22 protein-coding genes are annotated in these 23,399 nt (G+C 62.9%); 20 read left to right on the top strand and 2 right to left on the bottom strand.

What is annotated here, in order from left to right; genetic code table 11:
- Positions 1–25 precede the first annotated feature (25 nt).
- Complete coding sequence (gene creD / locus HMPREF0326_RS12030; RefSeq protein WP_020990572.1) at positions 26–1,627, top strand: cell envelope integrity protein CreD; 1,602 nt, start codon at positions 26–28, stop codon at positions 1,625–1,627.
- 77 nt (positions 1,628–1,704) lie between these two features.
- Here the strand turns inward: creD and HMPREF0326_RS12025 are convergent, their stop codons facing one another.
- Positions 1,705–2,961 carry a competence/damage-inducible protein A gene (locus HMPREF0326_RS12025; protein WP_008685005.1) on the bottom strand — a complete coding sequence of 419 codons (1,257 nt, stop codon included), beginning with the start codon at positions 2,959–2,961 and terminating at the stop codon, positions 1,705–1,707.
- A gap of 196 nt (positions 2,962–3,157) precedes the next feature.
- Here HMPREF0326_RS12025 and HMPREF0326_RS12020 point away from each other — a divergent pair, with 196 nt between their 5' ends.
- The 19 genes from HMPREF0326_RS12020 to HMPREF0326_RS11930 all read left to right on the top strand — a co-directional run bounded on the left by HMPREF0326_RS12020 (position 3,158) and on the right by HMPREF0326_RS11930 (position 22,889).
- Positions 3,158–4,444 carry an O-acetylhomoserine aminocarboxypropyltransferase/cysteine synthase family protein gene (locus HMPREF0326_RS12020; protein WP_008685006.1) on the top strand — a complete coding sequence of 429 codons (1,287 nt, stop codon included), beginning with the start codon at positions 3,158–3,160 and terminating at the stop codon, positions 4,442–4,444.
- 137 nt (positions 4,445–4,581) lie between these two features.
- A complete protein-coding gene (locus HMPREF0326_RS12015; protein ID WP_008685007.1) occupies positions 4,582–5,166 on the top strand; it encodes a flavin reductase family protein in 585 nt (194 codons plus the stop codon).
- A gap of 279 nt (positions 5,167–5,445) precedes the next feature.
- Entirely contained in the window at positions 5,446–5,901 is a 456-nt protein-coding gene (locus HMPREF0326_RS12010; protein ID WP_008685008.1) for a hypothetical protein, read from the top strand.
- Between the two features lie 348 nt (positions 5,902–6,249).
- Positions 6,250–7,020, top strand: a complete 771-nt coding sequence (locus tag HMPREF0326_RS12005) for a DUF4198 domain-containing protein (RefSeq protein WP_008685009.1) — start codon at positions 6,250–6,252, stop codon at positions 7,018–7,020.
- 153 nt (positions 7,021–7,173) lie between these two features.
- A complete protein-coding gene (gene cbiM / locus HMPREF0326_RS12000; protein ID WP_020990571.1) occupies positions 7,174–7,785 on the top strand; it encodes a cobalt transporter CbiM in 612 nt (203 codons plus the stop codon).
- 26 nt (positions 7,786–7,811) lie between these two features.
- Positions 7,812–8,495 carry a hypothetical protein gene (locus HMPREF0326_RS11995; protein ID WP_008685012.1) on the top strand — a complete coding sequence of 228 codons (684 nt, stop codon included), beginning with the start codon at positions 7,812–7,814 and terminating at the stop codon, positions 8,493–8,495.
- 197 nt (positions 8,496–8,692) lie between these two features.
- A complete protein-coding gene (locus HMPREF0326_RS11990; RefSeq protein ID WP_008685014.1) occupies positions 8,693–9,454 on the top strand; it encodes an energy-coupling factor transporter transmembrane component T family protein in 762 nt (253 codons plus the stop codon).
- Positions 9,447–10,202 carry an energy-coupling factor ABC transporter ATP-binding protein gene (locus tag HMPREF0326_RS11985; RefSeq protein ID WP_008685016.1) on the top strand — a complete coding sequence of 252 codons (756 nt, stop codon included), beginning with the start codon at positions 9,447–9,449 and terminating at the stop codon, positions 10,200–10,202. Before HMPREF0326_RS11990 ends, HMPREF0326_RS11985 begins: the two co-directional genes overlap by 8 nt.
- A gap of 365 nt (positions 10,203–10,567) precedes the next feature.
- Entirely contained in the window at positions 10,568–12,265 is a 1,698-nt protein-coding gene (locus HMPREF0326_RS11980; RefSeq protein ID WP_020990570.1) for a sensor domain-containing diguanylate cyclase, read from the top strand.
- 159 nt (positions 12,266–12,424) lie between these two features.
- The gene (locus tag HMPREF0326_RS11975) at positions 12,425–13,516 is read left to right on the top strand and encodes an RluA family pseudouridine synthase (protein ID WP_232224949.1); all 1,092 of its coding nucleotides are present in this window, start codon (positions 12,425–12,427) and stop codon (positions 13,514–13,516) included.
- The gene (locus HMPREF0326_RS11970; protein WP_008685022.1) at positions 13,495–14,109 is read left to right on the top strand and encodes a CDP-alcohol phosphatidyltransferase family protein; all 615 of its coding nucleotides are present in this window, start codon (positions 13,495–13,497) and stop codon (positions 14,107–14,109) included. The genes HMPREF0326_RS11975 and HMPREF0326_RS11970 overlap by 22 nt, the downstream gene beginning before the upstream one ends.
- Before the next feature lie 455 nt (positions 14,110–14,564).
- Positions 14,565–15,221 carry a lysophospholipid acyltransferase family protein gene (locus HMPREF0326_RS11965; RefSeq protein ID WP_009302274.1) on the top strand — a complete coding sequence of 219 codons (657 nt, stop codon included), beginning with the start codon at positions 14,565–14,567 and terminating at the stop codon, positions 15,219–15,221.
- Positions 15,222–15,228: 7 nt separating this feature from the next.
- Positions 15,229–16,143, top strand: coding sequence for a phosphatidate cytidylyltransferase (locus HMPREF0326_RS11960; RefSeq protein WP_008685025.1), 915 nt, complete (start codon positions 15,229–15,231; stop codon positions 16,141–16,143).
- 44 nt (positions 16,144–16,187) lie between these two features.
- Positions 16,188–17,546: a ribosome biogenesis GTPase Der gene (gene der, locus HMPREF0326_RS11955; protein ID WP_008685026.1), complete on the top strand. Its 1,359-nt coding sequence runs from the start codon at positions 16,188–16,190 to the stop codon at positions 17,544–17,546.
- Positions 17,547–17,959: 413 nt separating this feature from the next.
- Positions 17,960–19,090: a branched-chain amino acid ABC transporter substrate-binding protein gene (locus HMPREF0326_RS11950; RefSeq protein ID WP_008685029.1), complete on the top strand. Its 1,131-nt coding sequence runs from the start codon at positions 17,960–17,962 to the stop codon at positions 19,088–19,090.
- A 188-nt stretch (positions 19,091–19,278) separates the two neighbouring features.
- Entirely contained in the window at positions 19,279–20,187 is a 909-nt protein-coding gene (locus tag HMPREF0326_RS11945; protein ID WP_009302267.1) for a branched-chain amino acid ABC transporter permease, read from the top strand.
- A 2-nt stretch (positions 20,188–20,189) separates the two neighbouring features.
- Positions 20,190–21,410 (top strand): high-affinity branched-chain amino acid ABC transporter permease LivM, encoded by a 1,221-nt coding sequence (gene livM, locus HMPREF0326_RS11940; RefSeq protein ID WP_008685034.1) that lies wholly within the window; start codon positions 20,190–20,192, stop codon positions 21,408–21,410.
- Positions 21,407–22,192 (top strand): ABC transporter ATP-binding protein, encoded by a 786-nt coding sequence (locus HMPREF0326_RS11935; RefSeq protein ID WP_008685035.1) that lies wholly within the window; start codon positions 21,407–21,409, stop codon positions 22,190–22,192. Before livM ends, HMPREF0326_RS11935 begins: the two co-directional genes overlap by 4 nt.
- Complete coding sequence (locus HMPREF0326_RS11930) at positions 22,185–22,889, top strand: ABC transporter ATP-binding protein (RefSeq protein ID WP_008685036.1); 705 nt, start codon at positions 22,185–22,187, stop codon at positions 22,887–22,889. Before HMPREF0326_RS11935 ends, HMPREF0326_RS11930 begins: the two co-directional genes overlap by 8 nt.
- A gap of 16 nt (positions 22,890–22,905) precedes the next feature.
- On the opposite strand, the gene HMPREF0326_RS11925 is transcribed toward HMPREF0326_RS11930, so the two are convergent.
- On the bottom strand, positions 22,906–23,325 hold the full coding sequence (locus tag HMPREF0326_RS11925; RefSeq protein ID WP_008685037.1) for a pyridoxamine 5'-phosphate oxidase family protein: 420 nt from the start codon (positions 23,323–23,325) through the stop codon (positions 22,906–22,908).
- Positions 23,326–23,399: the final 74 nt, after the last annotated feature.

The raw sequence follows: 23,399 nt of genomic DNA, 5'->3' as shown, positions 1-23,399 counted from the left end.
GTTACTTTGGTTTCAGGAGGCGATTATGGAATGGATATTCCTGGCCGTGGTGGCCTTGCTGGGCCTTGGCCTGGCGCTGCTGGGCGGCTTTGTTTTTCTGCGCTGGCTGGCCCGGCTCTATGCCGCGCCCCGGCGTCCGGCGCATCCCGCCGCCGACGCGGCCCGGCCGGAAGTCGGGCAGCCCGCCCCTGAAACAGAAAACCGCCCCACAATGGAAACAACCGTCCCGGCAGCGATCCCGTCCCGGCGCGAAGCCTGCCCGGATCAGGAAACCCGCGCCCTGCTGCGCACGCCTCTGGCCCGTTTCAGCATTGTGACCTTTATCGCCGTGGTGTTGCTGTTGCCCCTGATGCTGGTCAAGGATCTCACGGACGAGCGCGCGAGTCTGTACCGCAGCGTGGTGCGGGACATCAGCAAGGCGTGGGGCGGGGAGCAACAGATCACCGGTCCCATCCTGCTGATTCCCTACAGCGAACGCCAGATCACCTCCCGGACCGTGCGCAATGAGGATCCCAAAGCCGTTGGCGGCGAAGAATACCGCGTCATCAAGGAGAGCCGCCTGGTGCCGGGCTATTTCGTGCTGCTGCCCGCCAGAGCGGATTTTACCTGCAATCTTGATCCGCAGGAGCGACAGCGCGGCATTTACCGCTCCCTGGTCTACACCGCCAGGCTGAGCATGGCCGGGCATTTCACGCTGCCGCCTCTCGAAAGCCTGAAACGCATTGCCCCGGACCTGGAAAGCGTGGACTTTCAGCGGGCTTTTGCCGTCGTGGGGCTCTCCTGGCCCAGCGCCCTGCGCACGGTGGGCCCCTTTGTCTGGAACCGGGCCGAACTGGCCGCCGAACCCGGCACTCAGCCCTTTAGCGCCGTGAAGGAGGGTTTTCGTATTCCCGTGCCGCTGTCGCCGGACGTCAAACAGTATGATTTCTCCCAAGAGCTGGTTTTCAACGGCAGCAGCGGCATTTCCTTCACGCCCGTGGGCGGCGTCACGGCCGTCAGCCTGAACTCGCCCTGGCCGCACCCCAGCTTCAGGGGCGACATCCTGCCCGTGAAGCGCGAGGTTTCCGCCACAGGCTTCACGGCGGTTTGGGACATTCCCTCCCTGGCCCGTTCCTACCCCAATCTGGGCACGCTCAAAACCTGGCCGGACCGCTTCACCTCCTTCGCCGCCGGAGTGGCCTTGTACGAATCCGCCAGCCATTACCATCTGATAGAACGCTCGGTGAAATACGGCATCCTGTTCATCGGACTTACCTTCCTGGCCTTCATCATTTTCGAATTGAGCCTGAATGCCCGCCTGCACCCGGTGCAATACGGCCTGGTGGGTCTGGCCATGGTGGTCTTTTATCTGGTGCTGCTTTCGCTTTCCGAGCATTTCACCTTTCTGCCGTCCTATGCGGCGGCCTCGGCCTGCACGGTGCTGATGATCGCGTTGTACGCCGGTGCGGCCCTGCGCAGCGTACGGCAGGGCTTCAGCGTGGGGCTGCTGCTCACGGCCCTGTACAGCCTGTTGTACGCCATCCTGCAAATGGAGGACTATGCCCTGCTCATGGGCACGGCCCTGGTGCTGGTCATGCTCGGCGTGCTCATGGTGGTGTCGCGCAATCTGGCTTTTGAGCGGACATGAACGAGCGCGGGGCGGTCTCCGAAGTACGGAGACCGCCCCGCGCTGAAAAAAAGCCGTTTAGTTCAGGGAGTGCGGCCCTATTGTTCCAGATCCGGGGACAGGCCGAAAAGATAACGCCGCAAAAGGTCCAGAGCGTGGCTGGCGGCCCGGTTGCGGGTCCAGTCCCGGCCGAGATAGCGGCCCTGGGGGCGCATGACGCGCAGCCGGACGCCGTCTTCGGCGCTGAAGGCGATATAGACCAGGCCCACGGGCTTTTCGGGCGTGCCGCCGTCCGGTCCGGCAATGCCCGTAATGCCCAGGCCGAAATCACTGTTGTAGCGCGTGCGCGCGTTTTCAGCCATGCAGCGGGCCACCTCCGGGCTCACGGCCCCGTGCGCGCGCAGCATGTCCCCGGGCACGCCCAGCAAACGGGTTTTGGCCTCATTGGCATAGGTCACCAGGCCCGTGCCGAACACCGCCGACGCGCCGGGCTGATCCGTGATCCGCTTGGCCAGCAGGCCGCCGGTGCAGGATTCCGCCGTGGTCAGGGTCAGCCCGCGCCGGATCAGCTCCGGCAGCACCACGCTTTCCAGGCCGGCGACATTCACGCCGTAAACCACGTCCCCCAGACGTTCGCGCACAGCCGCCACCAGAGGCGCGGCCAGCGCCTCGGCGGCTGCGGGGTCGTCAGCCTTGGCCGTGACCCGCACGAACATTTCCCCCTCGGTGGCGTAGGTGGCGGCCGTGGGATTGGCCCCGTCCGTCAGGTCCTTGATGCGCATGGCCGCCGCGCCTTCGCCGATGCCGAAGGTGCGCACCATGAAGGAAGCGATGGCCCCGTGGGCGTAGCGCTGCAAAAAGGGCGTCACGCCCGTCCGCAGCATGGGCAGCAACTCTGACGGCGGGCCGGGCAGCAAAAGTACGAACTTGCCGTCCCCGGCAGGCACGGCGCAGCCCGGCGCGGTGCCCACGGCATTGGGAAAGGCCACGGCCCCGCGCGGCAAAAAAGCCTGCTTGCGCTGATTGGCGCCCATGGGGCGGCTGCCGAAATACTCTTTGAGCCGCTCCAGGCTGTCCGCGTCTTCCTCCAGCGGCGCGCCGGTCACGCGGGCCACGGTTTCCTTGGTCAGATCGTCGTCCGTGGGTCCCAGGCCGCCGGTGGTGATGACCAGATCGCTGCGCGTGAGCGCCTCGCGCAGCACGGCTTCCAGACGCCCGGCATTGTCGCCCACCACATGAACGTGCAGCAGATCCACGCCCAGAGCCGAAAGTTCGCGCGCCACATGGGCCGCGTCGGTATTGATGGTATGGCCGAGCAAAAGCTCGGTGCCCACGGAGATGATTTCCGCCTTCATATGACCTCGCTTGCTTCTGAATGATCCACCAAGCGAAGTCTACGCCTCAGACCTCCTGGCCGCAACGCCCGGAAGCCGGGAGTATCGCGCTTTTTTCTTGACAGGACGCCGGGTTCCGGAGAAAATAATTCTTATTTATTTAATAAGATTTAAGCATTTGATTTCCGTCCAAACCCGCCTTTTCCGGAGCAAGCCCATGAGCGCCACCCGTCCCCTGCACTTTGAAACCCTGCAAGTTCACGCCGGTCAGGAACAGGCTGATCCGGCCAGCGGCGCCAGGGCCGTGCCCATCTATCAGACCACGTCCTATGTGTTCGGCAACTGTGACCACGCCGAGGCCCGCTTTAATCTGAGCGAGCCCGGCAACATTTACGGCCGCCTGACCAACCCCACCCAGGAGGCTTTCGAAAAACGCGTGGCCGCCCTGGAAGGCGGCGTTGCGGCTCTGGCCATGTCCTGCGGCGCGGCGGCGGTCAGTTGCACACTGCTCAATCTGGTCGGAGCGGGTCAGCATATCGTGGCGGAAAAAACCCTCTACGGCGGCACCTACAATCTGCTGGCCCACACCTTGAAAACCTGGGGCATTACGACCACCTTCGCGGACCCGGACGTGCCCGGCTCCTTTGCCGAAGCCATCCGGCCCGAAACCAGGGCCATTTATATCGAAAGCCTGGGCAATCCCCACAGCAACATCGTGGACATCGAAGCCCTGGCCGCTCTGGCCCACAGCCACGGCATCCCCCTGGTCGTGGACAATACCTTTGCCACGCCCTGGCTGCTGCGCCCGCTGGAATACGGCGCGGACATCGTGGTCCATTCGGCCACCAAGTTCATGGGCGGCCACGGCGCGGCTCTGGGCGGGGTGATTGTGGACGGCGGGCGCTTCGACTGGACGGCTTCGGGCAAGTTTCCCCAGTTCAGCGAGCCGGACCCCGGCTACCACGGCCTGAGCTTCGTACAGGCCGCCGGAGCGGCGGCCTTTGCCGCGCGGGCACGGGCCGTGCTGTTGCGGGACATGGGCGCGACAATCGCTCCCCTGCACGCCTTTCTCTTTTTGCAGGGGCTGGAAACCCTTTCCCTGCGCGTGGAACGCCATGTGCACAACGCCCTGGCCGTGGTGGATTTTCTGCGCGCGCATCCGTGCGTGGAGCGGGTCAATCATCCCAGTCTGTCGGAAAGTCCCAGCCACACCCTGTACAAAAAGTACTTTCCCAAGGGGGGCGGTTCCATTTTCTCCTTTGAAGTCAAGGGCGGCGCGGCCGAGGCAAGGGCCTTCATCGACCGGCTGCGCATCTTTTCCCTGCTGGCCAATGTGGCGGACGTCAAATCTCTGGTCATCCATCCGGCATCCACCACCCATGCCCAGCTCAGCCCGGTGGAGCTGGCCGAAACCGGCATCAGGCCCAACACCGTGCGCCTGTCCATCGGCATCGAGCATATCGACGACATCCTGGCCGATTTGGGCCAGGCCCTCAGAGGCTAACGCCTGTCATCCGGAAACGAACCGGCGGGGCAGGCCCTGGGACGTCTTGCCCTCCGTTCCGCCAAAGCATAACATACTTAATAACCCGCCATGCGCGGGCCGCTTTGTTTCCAGCCCATCAGCCCAAGGAGTCCGCCATGTTCGCATCTCTGGGAGCACTGCCCTTTGCCCTGCCCGCGCCCGCCTTTCTTGTCGGCAGTTATGACCGGGACGGGCGGCCCAACATCATGACCGCCGCATGGTCCGGCATCTGCTGCTCGCGCCCGCCCTGCATCGGCGTGGGCATTGCCCGCGAACGCTGGAGCCATGCCGCCCTGCAGGAACGCCGCGCCTTTACCATCAGCATCCCCTCCGCCGCCATGGCCGCACAGGCCGACGCCGCCGGGATGCGCTCCGGGCGGGATACGGACAAGTTCGACCTCCTGGGCCTCACGCCCGTCAAAGGCGAGCTGGTGGACGCGCCCTATGTGGCCGAATGCCCGGCCGTGCTGGAACTGCGCCTGCGCGAGCAGCATGAACTGGGCACGCACACCTTTTTCATCGGCGAAGTCCTGGACGTGAAGATCCGCGAGGATTGCCTGGACGCCAAGGGCAGGCCGGACCCTGCTCTGATCTCCCCGTTGCTCTACGCGCCCGTGAGCAGAAATTACTGGGGCCTAGGCGAAGATCTGGGCAAGGGCTTCTCCCTGGGCAAGGAGGCCGCCGGTCTCGGACAGCCCTGAACCAGACGGCCCCGGCATGGGCCAAGGTCTCATTTGGAAAATCAGACACACAAAACCCGTAGGCTTTTCGGCGGCGCAACCGCCATGAGACAGCAAAGAAGCACGTTTTTTCGCAATCAGATACGCGAGAGCTTATCTTGTCATTTGAACAGGCATTGGATAAACTTATGCAAGGCCCGGCGTCCGGGGCCTTGGCGCGGAACAAAATGTTTTGTCCGCTGCCGCGCAGCACAGACTGCCAGCCGATTTGCAGGCGCATCATTCGCAGGAGAAATCTTCATGTTGAAAAAATGTGTGGCCTTTGTGTTCGTCATGCTGCTGGCCCTGCCCGCCATGGCCGAGGAGCTGAGCACGAAATATTTCACGGTCAATGTGCCTGACGGCTGGAAGGCCGTCATGCCGCCCACGGAAAATCAGGGCATGACCAGCGCCATCTTTGCCAAAGCCACGAGCGGCGTTTCCGTAACCATGGTGGTGGGCCCCAGCAGCGGCTCCGACGCCAAAACCATTGCCGGCATGTTCGCCACCCAGTTCAAGGCGGAAAAGCCCCCGGTGGAAAAGAACGGCCAGTACACCTTCAACTTCACCCAGCAGGGCGTGCCCTGCCAGGCCTGGGTCGCCACCCAGGGCGACGTGTTCATGGTCACCTCTTTGGCCGGCAACCACAAGGAAGCGCTGGACTTCATCAAAAAGAACGTCAAAAGCGCCGACTTCCCCAAACTGCTTCCGCAATAGGCGAAGCAGCCGCAGTAGTGAAAAGCGCCCCGCAAGGGGCGCTTTTTTTACGCGATCTCCTACCGGCCGACGCTGGAAAAAGGAACCCGAGGCCGGCCGGGTTTCAGCCAGGACCGGCTCCCAACGCAAAAAAGGATAGCTATCCTCCAGCCCCACGCCGATTGGGACCGCCCGGAATGACCACCAGTGCGGCGTCCCGCCGGTCCGCCGTAGCCTCCGCGCGTGCGGATTCGCTTCAAATATCTATTGCTACTTTTTCAAAATTTGTGTTACCTATAGATTCGCATATGCACGCGGGCGGGTCTGAGTCGGTATCCGCCGTCATCACAAGCCATAAAGGACAAAACTATGTGGAAAATCTGTTGCGCAAGCCTGGCCCTCTTGTTCTGCGTCGCCGCGCAGGCCGAGGCGCATTTCGGCATGGTCATTCCCTCCACCGCCACGGTGACGGAGAAAAAAGACGCTGATCTGAAACTGGATATTTCCTTCTCCCATCCCATGGAAATGCAGGGCATGGATATGGCCGCGCCCAAGGCCTTTACCGTCACCCTGGACGGCAAGAGCGAAGACCTCAAGGCAAGCCTCAAGCCCGCCACCGTCATGGGCCATAAGGCCTGGCAGGCCGCCTATAAGATCAAGAAGCCCGGCGTCTACCAGTTTGCCGTGGAACCCGAGCCCTATTTCGAACCCGCCGAAGATACTTACATCATCCACTATACCAAAACCGCCGTTGCGGCTTTCGGTGGCGAGGAAGGCTGGGATGAGCCTTTGGGCCTGAAGACGGAAATCGTGCCCCTGACCCGGCCTTTCGGCAATTATGCGGGCAACGTCTTCCAGGGTCGCGTGCTGCTGGACGGCAAGCCCGTGCCCGGCGCTGAAGTGGAAGTGGAAAGCTACAACAAGACCAAGGGACATACGGCGCCCAATGAATACTTCGTCACCCAGGTGGTCAAAGCCGATGAAAACGGCGTGTTTTCCTACGGCGTGCCTTGGGCTGGCTGGTGGGGCTTCGCGGCCCTGAACACGGCCAAGGAAAAGCTGGATTACAAGGGCGAGCCCAAGCCCATTGAGCTGGGCGCGGTGCTCTGGCTGGAATTCGTGGCTCCCAAGACCAAATAATTCCAGAGTCGGTTTTTAGAAGGATTTGGCAGGCGGGCTTTGCCCTGTCGCGGACGAGCATTTCAGGCGTTGCTCTAAAGATGTGCCGCAATCCCGCGCCGGGCCGAACACTCCCTCCCCCGGCCCGGCGCGGGATTGCTTCAAGGAAACAGCATGCATATCGCGGAAGGCGTTCTTTCCCCCGCCGTGCTCGGCGCGGGTGCGGTCCTGGCGGCGGTCGGCACGGCCATCGGCCTGCGCAGGCTGGACTATGACCGGCTGATGACTGTGGGCATTCTTTCAGCGGCTTTTTTTGTGGGCTCACTGATCCACGTGCCCGTGGGTTTTTCCAGCGTCCATCTGATCCTCAACGGCCTGGTGGGCGTACTACTGGGCTGGGCGGCCTTTCCCGCCATTCTGGTGGCGCTGCTCCTGCAGGCTTTGCTCTTCCAATTCGGGGGCCTCACGGTGCTGGGCGTGAACACCTTTACCATGGGCTTTTCCAGCGTGCTGGCCTGGTATTGCTATCGGGGCATCGCCCACATCTGGCCCGGCCCGGCGGGCATCCGCGCGGCCGCCTTCTGCGGCGGAGCGCTGGGCGTGGCCCTGGCCGCCGTGCTTACCGCCCTGGCCCTGGCCTTTACCAGCGAAGGCTTCTGGGCCGCCGCGCAACTGCTGCTTCTGGCCCATCTGCCCATCATGCTGGCCGAAGGACTGATCACCATGTTCACCGTGTCCTTTATCGCGCGCGTGCGGCCCGAGATGCTCCAGACCGTGCACGCCTGAACCCGCCGCATCCGAAGGAATTTACCATGAACAACGCTCCCTTCCTCGCCCCATGCCGCCCGGCGGCCGCGCTTTTACCGCTCCTGCTGCTGGCCGTGCTGGCCGCAGCGCTGCTGGCTCCGGCACCGGCCCTGGCCCACAGGGTCAATATCTTCGCCTGGCTGGAAGGCGGCGACGTGGTTGTGGAATGCGGCTTCAACCGCAGTTCGCCGGTCAAGAACGGCTTGATTACCGTCTTTGACGCGGTGGACGGCAAGGAACTGTTGCAAGGCCACACCGACGACGCGGGACGGTTCAGCTTCCCCGTGCCGCAGGCGGCGCGCGAAGGCCACGGCCTGCGCATCCGGATCAACGCCGGTGAAGGGCATCAGAACGAATGGGGCATGGACGCCTCCGAATTTTCCGGCGCGGCCGCACCCACGGCAAGCCCCGCGGAAAAGGTGAACGGGACGGAAAAAACTGAGGGCGCGGCGGCCCCTGCCACAACCGCCGCGCCTTCCGTCCCGGCGACTCAGGCCGTTTCAGGCGCCACGCCGGACCAGGTGCGCGCCATCGTCAACGCCGCTCTGGACGCCAAGCTGGGACCCATCCGGCGCGATCTGGCGGCCCAGGTCAATGCCGGACCGGGCATTCAGGAAATTATCGGCGGCATCGGCTGGATTCTGGGGCTGGTGGGCATAGGCCTTTACTTCAAGGGACGCCGCGTGTAGAGGACAGCCTAGCTAAATACCGGAGCGGGCGTCCTCAACACTTTGAAATTGTACAATCTCAAAGGTAATCTGCTCTAACGATCAGTACGGACGGCTTTTGCCGTGCGCACTGAAAACATGCGACGGGGAGCCGCAAGCGGCGGATACCAATCGCGGCACGCGACTTTTATTGAGAATTCGCATACAAAGAATGCATCGTGTTCGACCAGCCCTTTGTCCGACCGTCGCCCCTCCAGGCCATTGACCCGCGCGTGCGCCTGGCGCTCGCCGCACTGACCGCCGTATGTCTGGCCCTTTTGCAGAATCTGACGGCCTGCTGGCTGGGTCTGGCCCTGGGGGCGGTTCTGTTGGCGGTTGCCCGTCCTCCGTTGCTGCCCCTGTTGCGACGGCTGGCGACAGTAAACCTCTTTATTCTCTTTCTCTGGTGCGTGACGCCCTGGACCACCCCGGGCGCGGTTCTGGCCCAATGGGGCATCTTTGCCGTCAGCGTCGAGGGCGTGCGTCTCTCCCTGCTGGTGAGCATCAAATCCAACGCCATTGTCTGCGTTTTTCTGGCCCTGGTCGCCAACATGGATTCGCCCACCGTGGGCCATGCCATGGAACGGCTGTGCTGCCCCCGGAAACTGGTTTTTCTCTTTCTGTTCACGGGCCGCTATGTACACGTGCTGGCCACGGAATGGCAGACGCTCAACGTGGCCGCGCGCCTGCGCGGCTTTACGCCGCGCACCAACCTGCACACCTACCGCACATTGGCCTCCCTGCTGGGTCTCCTGCTGGTACGCAGCTACGAGCGCTCCTTGCGCGTGCGCGAGGCCATGCTGTTGCGCGGCTTCGAGGGCCGTTTCCGGTCCGTGGCCGTATTTCGCGCCCGCCCCGTGGACGCGCTGTTCGCTCTGGGTCTGCTGCTCTGCCTGGCGGGCATTGTCTGGACGGAGTATGAAGGAGGCCCGCATGTCTGACACCCCTCTTTCCGGCGCTTGCGAATCCGCCATCTTCAGCCTGGAGCAGATGCACTTCGCCTACGCCCGTGAGGGCGAGGCCCGCACGGTGCTGCGCGATGTGAATTTCTCCCTTTTCCCCACGCAAAAAGTCGGCCTCTACGGCCCCAACGGCAGCGGCAAGACCACTTTTTTCCGCTGCATCACCGGACTGGCCCGGCCGCAACAAGGGGTGATCCGTTTTCACGGACACATCCTGAGCGCAGAAAAAGACTTCCGCGAGCTGCGCTGCAAAGTGGGTTTTGTGCTCCAGCACGCCGAGGACCAGCTTTTTTTTCCCACCGTGCTGGAAGACGTGGCCTTCGGCCCGCTCAACCTGGGGCTCACGCCCGACGAGGCGCGCCAACGGGCTTTGGAAACCCTGGAAAATCTGGGGCTCGCGGGTTTTGAGCAGCGTCTCACCCACCGTTTGTCCGGCGGCGAAAAAAAACTGATCTCCCTGGCCACGGTGCTGGCCATGCGGCCCGAGGCCCTGCTGCTGGACGAGCCTACCAACGGTCTGGACAACGACGCGCGCCAACGGATCATTGACATCTTGCGCGGTCTTTCCACAGCCCGGATCACCATTTCCCACGACTGGGATTTTCTGGCCCAGACCTCCACGGAATATCTGACCATTCTGGACGGACGCCTCACCTCCTGCGCCCCTTCCTTCGCCCACGCCCATATGCACGCGCATCCGCTGGGCAACGAACCCCATGAACATTAGAGTGGATTCCCTTTGAAACGCCTCGCGTTTTAAAGATTCATTCAGCCGAGCACCGCGGTTTTCGGCTGAATCCCCGCCGCCTCGCATTTCAACTTTGAAATGTTCTAACACCGCATAGCTGCTGCCGATGCCCGCAAGCGGCCCCCTGCCGCGCCCGGCGTCTTATCAGCTGCCCTGTAATTATTTTCTGGACTCAAACGCCTTTTACGCATAGTATTGAGATATAAGTCCTATAGTCGCCGCTGCTGCGGCAATCGTCCTGTTCCGCGAAATAGCGTCTCTGAAGGCTTGCCCGACGCGGAAGTTTACGATAAAAAGTGGCCCTTTCGTTATCCTGCCCTCCAAAGCCGGAAGAGGTTCCTGCCATGGTCCATTTGCCCCGCCCCACAGGCTGCCAGATACAACTCGGCTCGCCCGACCCATTGTGGGAATGGCATATTCCCACGGACGCGCTTTTTCTGAGCGAGGGCGCCCGCCGCAAGCTGCGTCTTGGAAAAGATGTTCCGCCCACCATGGCGGCTTTTGCGGCGCACATCCCGCCGGACTGCCTGCCTTCGCTGCACGAGTTGCTGGAAGGCGTGCTGAGCGGGGCCAGCGGGCCCATGCTGGAACTTGTCTACCCCTTTGACGACTTACTTGTGCGCGCCTGCCTGCTGATTGTGGAGCGAAATAATGAAGGCCGCGCCGTGCGCGGCGTCGGCCAGTACAGCGTCTCCGAGACCCTGGCCTACCGCCCCTCCGTGACTACCGGCACGAGCACGCCGGACACGGGTTACTGGCAGTGCTCCCTGACGGAGCGGACTATCCGCATGGACAGCCGCTGTTGCGCCCTGCTCGGCTATGCCGATCCCCGGCCGATGGTCATCAGCCCGGAACAATGGCGGCAACGTCTGCACCCGGAAGAAGGGGCAGCCTCGAGCTGCCGCTATCAGCTCACCCTGGAACTGCCCCAGTGGGGCGACAGCATTGAGGACGTGCTGCGCGTCCGCCTGGAAAACGGCGAATACGCCCGCTTCGCCCTGCACGGCACCGTCCTGGAACGCGATGCCGACGGCCACGCCAAAGAGCTGGCCGGCAGCCTGCAACGCATCGACGCCGCCAGCGCTCCCGCGCGGGACAGCTCCCAGGACGCGGGCCGCCTGCTCCTGGCCATCAACGCCGCGGGCGACGGCCTCTGGGATTGGGACGCCGCCACCGATGAAGTCTATTACAGCCCGCGCTATCTCTCCATGCTGGGGTACACGGCGGAACAGTTTGCCGGTGATCTTGAAACCTGGAAAAAAAAGATCCATCCGGACGACATCCACAAAATCGTGCCGCCGCAGGCGGCTCTGGTGGAGTCGCCGCGCTACGGCGATTCTTTTGAATGCACCTACAGGATAATGCGCGCCGACGGCACCTGGGCCTGGATACTGGGACGCGGCTATGTGACCCATCGCGACGTCAACGGCAGGGCCACGCGTCTTGTGGGCCTGCATACGGACATCACCACCACCCAGGGCGACAGGGCCAAACTGGAGGATATGGTCAGAAACGACGCCCTCACCGGCCTGCGCAGCCGCACCTTTTTCAATATGGAAGTGGAGCGCATCGAGCAGAACCATATCCGCCCGGTGAGCGTTATCGCCTGCGACGTCAACGGTCTCAAGCTGATCAACGACTATCTGGGCCACGCCACCGGCGACACATTGCTGGCGGACACGGCCCTGCTGCTGCGCCGCTCCCTGCGGGCCACGGACTGCATCGCCCGCATGGGCGGCGACGAATTCACCATTCTGCTCCCCAGTTGCCCCGAGGAAACCGCCCTGAAAATTCTGCTTGAGCTTCAGCGTACCTTTGAGGAGCACAACAGCGCGCCCGACGCCATGCCCCTGCTCCTGGCTTTCGGCTGTGCCAGCGCGGAAACCAAGGACATGCCGCTTTCCCGGACGCTGGTGGAGGCGGACAGGGAAATGCTGCGCCAGAAGCATGCCCAGCGCGGCGCGGCTCATGAAAAGATCAAGGAATGGATCGAGCGCAATAAAAACGTCACAGTCTGCCTTGAGGACTGCCGCTACATCTGACGCGCCGCGCGCGGGAAAGGCGGATTTTGTAACATAACCGCAAAATTACAGAAAGGCTGACGCAAGAGTATTTTTCTCTTTTGCTTTGGGCACAAAGCTCATCCCGTCCATTCGATTGCCTGGCCCGGTGCGCAGGCCCTCTTGACGGCGGGCGCGCCTTTGGGCCACAATCCGGTCATGCCATCGGACGATACCCCTTCAGACCCCGACCCCGCTCCTGACAGTCAGGACAGCCCCATGGTGGGCCAGGCGGAAAGCGGGCAGAAAATACTTCAGTTCCTGCAACGGCGGCTCAATCTGCCGCCGACCCTGCTGCACCGCTGGATCCGCACCGGCCAAGTGCGCCTCAACGGCGGCCGCTGCAAACCCTTTGTGCGCGTAAAGACCGGCGATGTGGTCCGCCTGCCGCCCTTTGCCCTGAAAATGGCGGCCCAGAGCGGAGCCGCGCCGGCCAGGACCACGGACGCGGTCCCCGAGCCTCCGGTGCGCCCCCCGGCTCTGGAAGCGCCCGCGCCCCTGCCGCCCGTGGTGGGCGCGGAAGGCCCGGTCTGGGCACTGTTCAAGCCCGCCGGTCTCCCCACGCATCCGGGCACCGGACACAGTGACAGTCTGGCTACCCGCCTGGCCGACCACTACGCCCAGGCGGCCTTCAAACCCACGCCCGCCCATCGGCTGGACAAGGACACCTCCGGCATTCTGCTGGTGGCCGCCACGTTCTCGGCTTTGCGCGAGCTCCAGGAGGCCATCCGCCAACGGAGCCTGATCAAGGAATACGTGGTCTGGGTCCGCGGGCGCTGGCCCTGGCCCGAAGCCCGCCTGCTGCGTCACCAGTTGCGCAAGGGCCTGGAACGCGGCTTTGAAAAGATGCGGGCCGTGCTCACCGCCGCCGGGGAGGAACGCGCCCTGGAAGCCCTGTGCCTGGCCCGGCCCCTGCGCATATGTGAGAACGAAAGCCTGCTGCTGATCCGCCTGTTCACGGGCAGGACGCATCAGATCAGAGTGCAGCTGGCGAGCCTGGGGCATCCCGTGCTGGGCGACGTCAAATACGGACCACCGGAACAGCGCGTTGGGGGGGGGCCCATGTACCTGCACGCCCTGCGCGTGATCCTGCCCGGAGGGCGGATTTTCGCCTGCCTGCCGGACTGGGACGCAGAGCATGCCGTGGGCGTCCTGCCGGAAGTCATGATGGACGGCACCGCATTTCCGGCGCGGGTGGGGGAGGAAGAGACATGCCCAGCATCTACGGACTGAAACCAGCCTTTCAGAACCTGCTGCGCCCTCTGGCGGCGCGTCTGGCGCGCAAGGGAGTTACCGCCAATCAGGTGACCTGCCTCGCTCTGGCGCTTTCCCTATTGTTGGGCGGCGTGCTCTTTGTCTGGCCCGTCCCGGTGCTTTTCATCCTTTTGCCGCTCTGGTTGCCCGTCCGTATGGCGCTCAACGCCGTGGACGGCATCCTGGCCCGCGAGTACGGCCAGAAAAGCATCCTGGGCTGCTATCTCAACGAACTGGCTGATATCCTTTCCGACGCGGCCCTGTACCTACCCTTTGTCCGCCTGCCGGATTTCGGCGCGGACTGGGTGCTGCTGTTCATTTTTCTGGCCGCATTCACAGAAACAGCCGGCATCATCGGACCGCTGGCGGGCGCGTCCCGCCGCTACGACGGCCCTCTCGGCAAAAGCGACCGGGCCGCTGTTGTGGGCCTGCTGGGCCTTCTGGTGGCCTGCCTGCCGCTGCCTGCCGTTTTTCCATGGGTGTTTCCCATCCTTTCGCTTCTGCTCTGCCTGACCTGTGTCAATCGCGTCCGGCATGGTATTGCCGAAGCCCGGAGCGCCACCCCGAACTGATCATCACGCAAAGCGCCGGGGATAGACATGCGCCCGCAGGAAGAACATTTTTCATCTCGCACGACGGCTTTCAGTTCTTCCACCGCCACTGAACCCGCAACAGGCGCGGTGGTGCGGATGTACCGCAGGCACGAGCATTGAGGGCGCGCGGTTCCTCCGGCTGACGAACCGGATCTGCCTGACTAGCGCATCTTCGCCTGGGATCAGCGCGGCCTCGGGCGTACCCGGTCCGCGCTCATGTGGACGCCCTGCCTGGCGGGGAAAAAGCCCCGATCTGGACGCCGCGCTGACACGTGTGCGCCGCGCGCGGCCCCAAGTGGCACGACATCCGGAACAGTTGACAGCGGCGCAATCCGCATTGCGGCTGTCGCGGAAATAGACTAAAATAAAAGTTCTATAGCGGTGCTGAAACAAGCGGATCCAAAAGGCCTTCGTCACTGCGAGGAAATACCGTGATGGCATGGCAGGAACAAAAAATGGCCTTGCTGGCCTGCTTTTTGCGCGGTTTGACGGGCGTCCGCTGCCTCTGGCCCCACGCACGCGCTTCACGGCGGCAAAGCATTTACTACGCAAATCATACAAGCCACCTGGACGCCCTGCTGATCTGGGCCTGTCTGCCGCGGGCCGCGCGCATGCGCACGCGTCCCGTGGCCGCTGCGGACTACTGGAATAAAAGCCGGATGCGGCGTTTTTTCGCCCTTGAGATATTCAACGCCGTCCTGGTTCCGCGTCCTGCGGAACACTTCTCCCGGGAAGACGCGCAGCGCAGCCTAGCCCCGCTGCATGCGGCCCTGGAACAGGGCGACAGCCTGATTTTTTTCCCTGAAGGTACGCGCAACAAAGGCGAGGCCCGCCTGCTGCCCTTCAAAAACGGCCTGCACCGCCTGGCACAGGCCCACCCCGACGTGGATCTAGTGCCCGTCTGGCTGGACAATCTGAACCGCGTGCTGCCCAAGGGACAATGGCTGCCCCTGCCGCTGCTGTGCAGTCTGATCATGGGCGAAGCGCTGCCGCCCTGCACAACAGGTGAGCACCACAAACTTTTTCTGCGCCGGGCCGCCGCTGCCCTGCTTGATCTGGCCCCCTCCCGGGCGGAACTCTCCACCTCATGAGGCCGCCATGTTGACCCTGCTGCTGGGAACTCTGCTTTTTCTGACCGCAAGCACCCTGACCGGCTATTGGCTCGCGCGGCGGCACGGCCCCGATGTGCCGGAATGGATAGCGAATCTCCAGGCCCGCAACCGGGCATGGTGGGCGATGATCGCGGTTTTCGGCTTCGCGGTCTGGCTGGGCGCGTGGGCGGTGACGACTCTGTTCATCTTCGTCTCCTTCAATGCCCTGCGCGAGTTCGCCACTCTAGCTCCGTCCCGCCCCAGCGACCATCGGGCGCTCATCTGGAGTTTTTTCGTCTTTCTGCCACTCCAGTACGGCCTGATCCTCTACGGCTGGTACGGCCTGTACTCCATCCTGATCCCGGTATACGCCTTTCTGCTCCTGCCCTGCTTCACGGCCTTCAGCGGTGACTGCTCCCATTTTCTGGACCGGGTGGCGCGTGTGCAGTGGGGCATCATGCTCTGCGTTTACTGCATCTCCCACATCCCGGCCCTGCTTCTACTGCCTCTGCCCGACGGTATGGGCATGGGCCTGGTGGTCTTTCTGATAGCCGTAGTGCAGGCCAGCGACGTATTTCAATACATCTGCGGCAAAGCCCTGGGCCGCCACAAGCTCGCACCTGCCATTTCCCCTTCCAAAACCGTGGAAGGCCTCGTGGGCGGCATAACGCTCGCCACCCTTCTGGGCGGGGCGCTTTCTTTTCTGGGGCCATTCAACCTCTGGCAGGGCCTGATCATCGCCCTGCTGATATCCGTCGCGGGCTTCTGCGGCGGCTTTGTCCTCTCGGCCATCAAACGCGACCGCCAGGTCAAGGATTGGGGCACCTTCATCCAGGGACACGGAGGCATGCTTGACCGCGTGGACTCTCTGTGTTTTGCTGCACCGATTTTCTTTCACGTCATCCGATACTGGTGGACCTGAGCTTTTGCCCTCAGCCTGTTCACCAAATCATATAAGGTTAACCCATGTCTGAAACCCTGCCCTATATCGTTCTGGTGGGTCGCCCCAATGTGGGCAAATCCACCCTGTTCAACCGTCTGATCCGCAGCAACCGGGCCATCACCCATGACAGGCCCGGCGTCACGCGCGACCGCATGGAAGGCGTGGTGCGCCGCAAGGACCTGCCCTCCTTCGGCATTGTGGATACCGGCGGCATCACCCTGGACGCGCACGCCGCCGTGACCGAAGGCCCCGAAGGCATCCGCGGCTTTGAGCGGGACATCCTGGCCCAGGCCGAGGCCGCCCTGGCCGGGGCCGCCGCCGTGGCTTTCGTGGTGGACGGGCGCGACGGCCTTCTGCCCCTGGACGAACATCTGGCCGCGCATATCCGGCGCATGGGCCTGCCCACGCTCTGCGTGGTCAACAAGGTGGACGGCGAGGAGCGCGAGGACCTGCAGATGGCCGAGTTCCACAGCCTGGGCTTTCCCCTGCTGCCCGTCTCCGCCGAGCACGGTTACAACATCAACGCCCTGTGCGAGGATCTGGCCGCCCTGCTGCCCGAAGGCGCCGTCGAACCCCCGGCGCCCCCGGCCCTGCGCCTAGCCATGCTGGGACGGCCCAACGCGGGCAAGTCCTCCCTGATCAACGCTCTGGCCGGGGAAGAACGGATGATCGTCTCCGACGTGGCCGGCACCACACGCGACAGCGTGGACGTGCGCTTCAGGCGCGACGGGCAGGATTACGTCTTTGTGGACACCGCCGGAGTACGCCGCCGTACCAGAATCACGGACAGCGTGGAAAAATATTCGGTCAACGCGGCCATCAAATCCAGCACCAAGGCCGACGTGACCCTGCTCACCCTGGACGCCACCGAAGGCGTCAGCCAGCAGGACAAACGGCTCATGGACATGCTGGACACACGCAAGACTCCCTTCATGGTTCTGATCAACAAATGTGACCTGATACCGGCCGCCGCCCTGGCCGCCCTCAAAAAAAACATAACCGAAACACTGGCCTTTTGCGGGCATGTGCCCATCCTGGCGGTTTCGGCCCGGACCGGCACTGGCCTCAAAAAGATCCTGCCCCTGGCCCGGAAGATTCATGAGGAATGCCAGGTGCGCATCCCCACGGGCCGGCTCAACCGGGCCATGGAAGAGGTGCTCACCCGCCATCAGCCGCCGGTGGTCAAACGGGTACGTGCCAAGTTCTTCTACCTTACCCAGGCCGAAACCGCGCCGCCGACCTTCGTCTTTTTCGTCAGCGACGCCGAGCGTGTGCCCGAAAGCTATACCCGTTACCTGGAACGCGCTTTGCGCAAACTCTTCGGCATCAGCCACGCGCCCATGCGCATCCATCTGCGCTCCAGCCACAAGAAAAAAAGTTGAGCGTCACGCTTTCGCGGAATGCCCCGAGGCCGGGCATTTTCCGCAAAGCGGCGAAAACAGCCGCTTGCGGGCGCGAAGCGCATTGACAGAATCCGCGCAATAATGCAATAGAAAGGCCTTATCTATATGCAGACTGATGACAAACTCCGCTTACGCGGTGTTTGCGCCGCCATCGGCTCGTTTTCAGGAAAACTTGCCGGGCGGAAAGGCACAAAAATCAGTCGCTGCGTTGCTGCCTGTTTCCCTAAGCCGCGTTGCGGCCAAGGGAGAATGCCCGGCGCTGCCGGGTACCCTTCGGGCAGCTGACGCACGGCAACGCCGTGACCCGCTTCTGATTTTTGGTCGCGTTGACTTTGTCAACGCTCTTATGCGGAGCGCGCTCCGCACGCACATTTTTTCCGGAGGAGGGGCAGATGAAAAGAGGCATGACCTTGCTTGCGGCAATGGCTTTCTGCGTGGCGATGACCGCGCCCGCGTTGGCCGCGGATCCCATTAAAATCGGCGTCCAAGGCGCCCATTCCGGCGATCTGGCCTCCTACGGCGTGCCCAGCCTGAACGCCGCCAAGCTCGTCATTGACGACGCCAACGCCAAGGGCGGCGTGCTCGGCGGGAAGGTGGAAGTGGTCTCCCAGGACGACCAGTGCAAGCCTGAAATGGCTACCAACGCGGCCACCAAGCTGATTTCCGACAAAGTCGCCGTGGTCATCGGCCCCATCTGTTCCGGCCCCACCAAGGCCGCCCTGCCCCTGTTCCAGGACGCCAATCTTATCGCCGTGTCCCCCACGGCCACCACGCCCGGCCTGACCGAAGACGGCAAACATCCGCTCTTCTTCCGCACCGTGGCCAACGACAACGCCCAGGCCCGGCTGACCAGCGACTTCATGCTCAACAAGCTGAAGGCCAAAAAAGTCGCCTACCTGCATGACAACGGCGACTACGGCAAGGGTTTTGCCGACAACAACCGCGTGTTCATGGAAAAGGGCGGCGCGGAAACCGTGCTTTTTGAAGCCGTTACCCCTGACGCCGTGGACTTCTCCGCCGTGGTGCGCAAACTGCGCCGCGCCAAGCCCGACATCGTGGTTTTCGGCGGCTACCAGCCCGTGGCTTCCAAGCTGATCCAGCAGATGCGCCGCGACCGCCTGACGACCCCGTTCATCGGCCCCGACGGCGTGAAGGACGAGACCTTCCTTAAAATGACCGGCAAGGACAGCGAAGGCGTATATGCCTCCTATCCCAAAGACACCAGCACCCTGCCCGAATACAAGAAGGCGCGTGAGGCCCACGTCAAGGCTTACGGCAGCGAGCCCGGCTTCGGTTACTATAACGCCTATGCCGCCGCCCAGTGCCTGCTGGCCGCCATTGAAAAGGCGGGCGGCACGGATACGGCCAAAATCAAGGAAGTCTTGCGCACCAACCCGGTGGACACCCCGCTGGGCAAGATCAGCTTCAATGAAAAGGGCGACGCCGCCGGCATGGCGCTCTCCATCTATCAAGTCAAAAACGGCAAGTTCGTGGAGCTGGACCACAGCCTCACGCTTCAGTAGCACTGGCGGGGGCGCGGGACGCCGCGCCCCCTTTTCCGCCCCGCGGCGACGCGGCAGCCTCAGGTCTGCTCTTGCGCCCGCCGCGTGCGGCGCTTGCGCGCGGGGATGATGCCTGCGCGCGCATCAGCATTCACCAGGCAGCCGGCAGGCCGGTAATCTGGCGGGCCCATGCCCGCGCGCGGGAAAGCATGGACATCCAATTTTTCATAGAGCTCTTTTTCGGCGGGCTGACCAGGGGCAGCATCTACGCGCTGATTGCTCTGGGCTATACTCTGGTATACGGCATCATCGAGCTCATCAACTTCGCCCACGGTGAAATCTATATGCTCGGCGCGTTTACGGCCCTGCTGGTGGCCGGTGTTCTGGGCGTCTACGGCTTCCCGGCCGCGGGCATCCTGATCATAGCCGCGCTGGCCGCCGTGATCTGGTGCGCGGCCTACGGCTTCACCCTGGAAAAAGTGGCCTACAAGCCCCTACGCGGCGCGCCGCGCCTTTCCCCGCTGATTTCAGCCATCGGCATGTCCATTTTTCTGCAAAACTACGTGCTGCTGGCCCAGACCTCCGACTTTGTGCCCTTTCCCCGCCTGTTGCCGGAAATGGAATTTCTGGAATACGTCAACTACGTCATGGGCCCCAGCGACTTTCTGATTCTGCTGGTCAGCACCCTGGCTATGGTGGCCCTCTCGCTCTTCATCCGCTTCACGCGCATGGGCAAAGCCATGCGGGCCACGGCCCAGAACCGCAAGATGGCCCTGCTGCTGGGCATCAACGCCGACTGGATCATTTCCCTGACCTTCATCATCGGTTCGGGACTGGCCGCGCTGGGCGGCGTGCTGATCGCCTCGCACATGGGCCAGGTCAACTTCGGCATCGGCTTCCTCGCCGGGCTCAAGGCCTTTACCGCGGCGGTGCTCGGCGGCATCGGCTCCATCCCCGGGGCCATGGTGGGCGGCCTTGTGCTGGGCTTGGCCGAGAGCTTCACCACCGGCTATTTCTCCGGCAACTACGAGGATATTCTGGCCTTCGGCATTCTGATCCTGATTCTGATTTTCCGCCCCGACGGCATTCTGGGCAAAGCCAAGGTACAGAAGGTGTAGCCATGCGGCGCGTATTCAAGGCCGTGCTCACGGCAATCTGGTTCATGGCGCTGACCCTGCCGGTCATGGGCATCAAGCTCAACACGCTGGAGAACAGCGTGACCTGGCGTTTCGACCGCATTCTCTGGTTGGGCGCTGGCGTTTTCGTCCTGGCCGTCATCTGGGACTGGTGTTTCTCGCGCAAGGCCAAGGGGCTGCCCCTGGTGGCTCTGCCCGAAGGCCTCGGCGCGGGCCTGCATCTCTTGGCCGGACGGCCCCGGCTCAAGGCGGGCGGGCTGGTTGTCCTGGCCCTGTTCATGCTGGTCATGCCGCTGGTCAGCTCCTTTTATCAGACTAATATCATGATCTCGGCCCTGCTCTACGTCATGCTGGCCCTGGGCCTGAATATCGTGGTGGGCTTGGCGGGCCAGCTGGTACTGGGCTATGTGGCCTTTTACGCCGTGGGCGCATATGCCTATGGCCTGCTCTACCAGTTCTTCGGCTGGGGCTTCTGGGCCTGTCTGCCCGTGGGCGGCGTAATGGCCGTGCTTTTCGGCCTGGCCCTGGGCTTTCCCGTGCTGCGCCTGCGCGGCGACTACCTGGCAATCGTCACTCTGGGCTTCGGCGAAATAGTACGCCTGGGCCTCCAGAACTGGACCAGTCTTACCGGCGGGCCGCGCGGCATCAGCGAGATTCCCCGGCCCGGCTTCTTCGGCATGGAGATGGACATCAACACTTCCACCACCTATGTTTATTACTTGGTGCTGGCGGCGGTGGTCATCACCATCATCGTGATCTCGCGACTTAAAAATTCGCGGGTGGGACTGGCCCTGCAGGCCCTGCGCGAGGACGAGATCGCCGGTGAGGCCATGGGCATCGACATTACCCGGGTCAAGCTCTCGGCCTTTGCCCTGGGCTCCTGCTGGGCCGGGTTCGCGGGCGTGATCTTCGCGGCCAAGACCACCTACATCAATCCCTCCAGCTTCACCTTCATGGAGTCGGCCATGATTCTCTCCATGGTGGTGCTGGGCGGCATGGGCTCCATCGCGGGCGTGGCCATCGCGGCCATGATCCTGATTCTGGCCCCGGAATATCTGCGCGCTTTTTCCGAATACCGCATGCTGATTTTCGGCGCGATCATGGTGATCATGATGATTTTCCGGCCCCAGGGCCTGATCAGCGGCGAGCGCCGCCGCTACAGAATCAGCGCCCTGCACGGGGCCCACAACGGAGGCCGGTCATGACGCCGGTTCTGGAAGTTTCGGGTCTTTCCCAGGATTTCGGCGGGCTGCGCGCCCTGAGCGATCTGGACCTGCATGTGGACGCCAATGAGATCGTGGCCCTGATCGGCCCCAACGGCGCGGGCAAGACCACGTTTTTCAACTGTGTCACCGGCATCTACACGCCTACCGAAGGCAAGATGTATCTCTATGACGCCGACGGCGAAAAATATCTGCTCAACGGCAAGAAACCGCATAAGATCACGGCCATGGGCATGGCCCGCACATTTCAGAACATCCGCCTGTTCAGCGACATGACCGTGCTGGAAAACGTCATGGTGGGCCGCCACTGCCGCACCCGCGCGGGCATCTGGGGCGCGCTGTCGCGCAACGGGCGAACCCGCCGCGAGGAACAGGAAAGCGTCGACATCAGCTATGCCTTGCTGGAAAGCCTGCATTTGCAGGATCTCTGGAATGAGCGGGCCCGCAACCTGGCCTACGGCGCGCAACGCCGCCTGGAGATCGCCCGCGCCCTGGCGACCGAACCGCGCATGCTGCTGCTGGACGAACCGGCCGCGGGCATGAACCCCCAGGAAACCCACGAACTGGAAATTCTGGTGCGCGGCATCCGTGACGCCCGCAACCTTTCCATTTTGCTCATCGAGCACGACATGAGTATGGTCATGTCTCTTTCAGACCGCATCTACGTCATGGAATACGGTTCCTGCATCGCCTCGGGCAAGCCCGGGGAAGTGCGCGCCAACCCGCGCGTGATCAAGGCCTATTTGGGAGAAAGCGATGCTTGAACTCCGCAATGTGGACACCTATTACGGCAACATTCAGGCCCTGCGCGACGTTTCCCTGCGCGTGAACGACGGCGAGATCGTCACCCTGATCGGCGCCAACGGCGCGGGCAAATCCACGACCCTGATGACCGTCTGCGGCATCAACAGGCCGCGCCAGGGTGAAATTCTCTGGAACGGCATGCCCATCCACGAGCTGCCGCCGCATGAAATCGTCTCCATGGGCATTTCCCAAGTGCCGGAAGGCCGCCTGATCTTCCCGGACCTCAGCGTGCGCGAAAATCTGGATCTCGGCGCGTTTCTGCGCCGGGACAGCCAGGGCGTCAAAGAGGACATGGACTACGTGTTCAGCCTCTTCCCCATTCTGGCCGAACGCCGTCGCCAGGCCGGGGGCACCCTGTCCGGCGGCGAGCAGCAGATGCTGGCTATCAGCCGCGCGCTCATGGGCCGCCCCAAGCTGCTCCTGCTGGACGAGCCCTCCCTGGGTCTCGCGCCCATCATCATCCAACAGATTTTTGCCATCATCCGCAAAGTCAATGCGGACGGCACCACGGTCTTTCTGGTGGAACAGAACGCCAATCAGGCCCTGCGCGTCGCCCACCGCGGCTATGTGATGGAAAACGGCCGCGTCGTCATGGAAGACACGGCCGCCAATCTTCTGCAAAGCGATGAAGTGCGCAGCGCCTATCTCGGCGTATAATCCCGCCGGGCGACACTCAGGCCAATGCAAAATCCTCTGATCTGAACTTGCTGTAGAAGCGTCCGGACTCGGCGGTGAAACGCAATACGCAATAATCCGGATCAAGCAGGCCCAGGGGATAATAGAGCGTGTCGCCCTCGCGCCAGATCGCGGATTTGTTCTCCAGATCCTCCAGCACCTCCATCCCGCCACGGAACATCACGCCCCGGAAAAAACGCCGGTCGCAGAAATAGACGCAAGCCTGCGGATTATGGCGGTATTGCCGCACGCGCAGTGACGAGGCATTGGTGGTGAAGTAGAAAACCCGCAGGCCTTCCCGTTGGCGAGGGGCCAGCATGGCCTTGATATTGGGAAAGCCGTCGGCATCCAGGGAGCCGATGAAGGCGGTACTTTGCCTGTCGATAAATTTGCCCAAGGTCTGCTCGGGATTTTTCACGTTCGCCTCCCAGACAGGGTTAAACATCGGACAAGGCGTTACAACTCCGCTCAGCGGTGGAAGGCCGGAAGCAG

Source organism: Desulfovibrio sp. 3_1_syn3 (assembly GCF_000145315.2).
In the GTDB taxonomy this organism is placed as follows: Bacteria; Desulfobacterota; Desulfovibrionia; order Desulfovibrionales; family Desulfovibrionaceae; genus Desulfovibrio; species Desulfovibrio fairfieldensis.
The sequence above is the reverse complement of the archived record's forward strand: the minus strand, read 5'-3'. Positions and strand labels throughout refer to the sequence as shown.

Bases quoted from the DNA above. Each gene is read 5' to 3' on its own strand.
- creD (WP_020990572.1), top strand. From the start codon at position 26: ATGGAATGGATATTCCTGGCCGTGGTGGCCTTGCTGGGCCTTGGCCTG.
- HMPREF0326_RS12025 (WP_008685005.1), bottom strand. From the start codon at position 2,961: ATGAAGGCGGAAATCATCTCCGTGGGCACCGAGCTTTTGCTCGGCCAT.
- HMPREF0326_RS12020 (WP_008685006.1), top strand. From the start codon at position 3,158: ATGAGCGCCACCCGTCCCCTGCACTTTGAAACCCTGCAAGTTCACGCC.
- HMPREF0326_RS12015 (WP_008685007.1), top strand. From the start codon at position 4,582: ATGTTCGCATCTCTGGGAGCACTGCCCTTTGCCCTGCCCGCGCCCGCC.
- HMPREF0326_RS12010 (WP_008685008.1), top strand. From the start codon at position 5,446: ATGTTGAAAAAATGTGTGGCCTTTGTGTTCGTCATGCTGCTGGCCCTG.
- HMPREF0326_RS12005 (WP_008685009.1), top strand. From the start codon at position 6,250: ATGTGGAAAATCTGTTGCGCAAGCCTGGCCCTCTTGTTCTGCGTCGCC.
- cbiM (WP_020990571.1), top strand. From the start codon at position 7,174: ATGCATATCGCGGAAGGCGTTCTTTCCCCCGCCGTGCTCGGCGCGGGT.
- HMPREF0326_RS11995 (WP_008685012.1), top strand. From the start codon at position 7,812: ATGAACAACGCTCCCTTCCTCGCCCCATGCCGCCCGGCGGCCGCGCTT.
- HMPREF0326_RS11985 (WP_008685016.1), top strand. From the start codon at position 9,447: ATGTCTGACACCCCTCTTTCCGGCGCTTGCGAATCCGCCATCTTCAGC.
- HMPREF0326_RS11980 (WP_020990570.1), top strand. From the start codon at position 10,568: ATGGTCCATTTGCCCCGCCCCACAGGCTGCCAGATACAACTCGGCTCG.
- HMPREF0326_RS11970 (WP_008685022.1), top strand. From the start codon at position 13,495: ATGCCCAGCATCTACGGACTGAAACCAGCCTTTCAGAACCTGCTGCGC.
- HMPREF0326_RS11965 (WP_009302274.1), top strand. From the start codon at position 14,565: ATGGCATGGCAGGAACAAAAAATGGCCTTGCTGGCCTGCTTTTTGCGC.
- HMPREF0326_RS11960 (WP_008685025.1), top strand. From the start codon at position 15,229: ATGTTGACCCTGCTGCTGGGAACTCTGCTTTTTCTGACCGCAAGCACC.
- der (WP_008685026.1), top strand. From the start codon at position 16,188: ATGTCTGAAACCCTGCCCTATATCGTTCTGGTGGGTCGCCCCAATGTG.
- HMPREF0326_RS11950 (WP_008685029.1), top strand. From the start codon at position 17,960: ATGAAAAGAGGCATGACCTTGCTTGCGGCAATGGCTTTCTGCGTGGCG.
- HMPREF0326_RS11945 (WP_009302267.1), top strand. From the start codon at position 19,279: ATGGACATCCAATTTTTCATAGAGCTCTTTTTCGGCGGGCTGACCAGG.
- livM (WP_008685034.1), top strand. From the start codon at position 20,190: ATGCGGCGCGTATTCAAGGCCGTGCTCACGGCAATCTGGTTCATGGCG.
- HMPREF0326_RS11935 (WP_008685035.1), top strand. From the start codon at position 21,407: ATGACGCCGGTTCTGGAAGTTTCGGGTCTTTCCCAGGATTTCGGCGGG.
- HMPREF0326_RS11930 (WP_008685036.1), top strand. From the start codon at position 22,185: ATGCTTGAACTCCGCAATGTGGACACCTATTACGGCAACATTCAGGCC.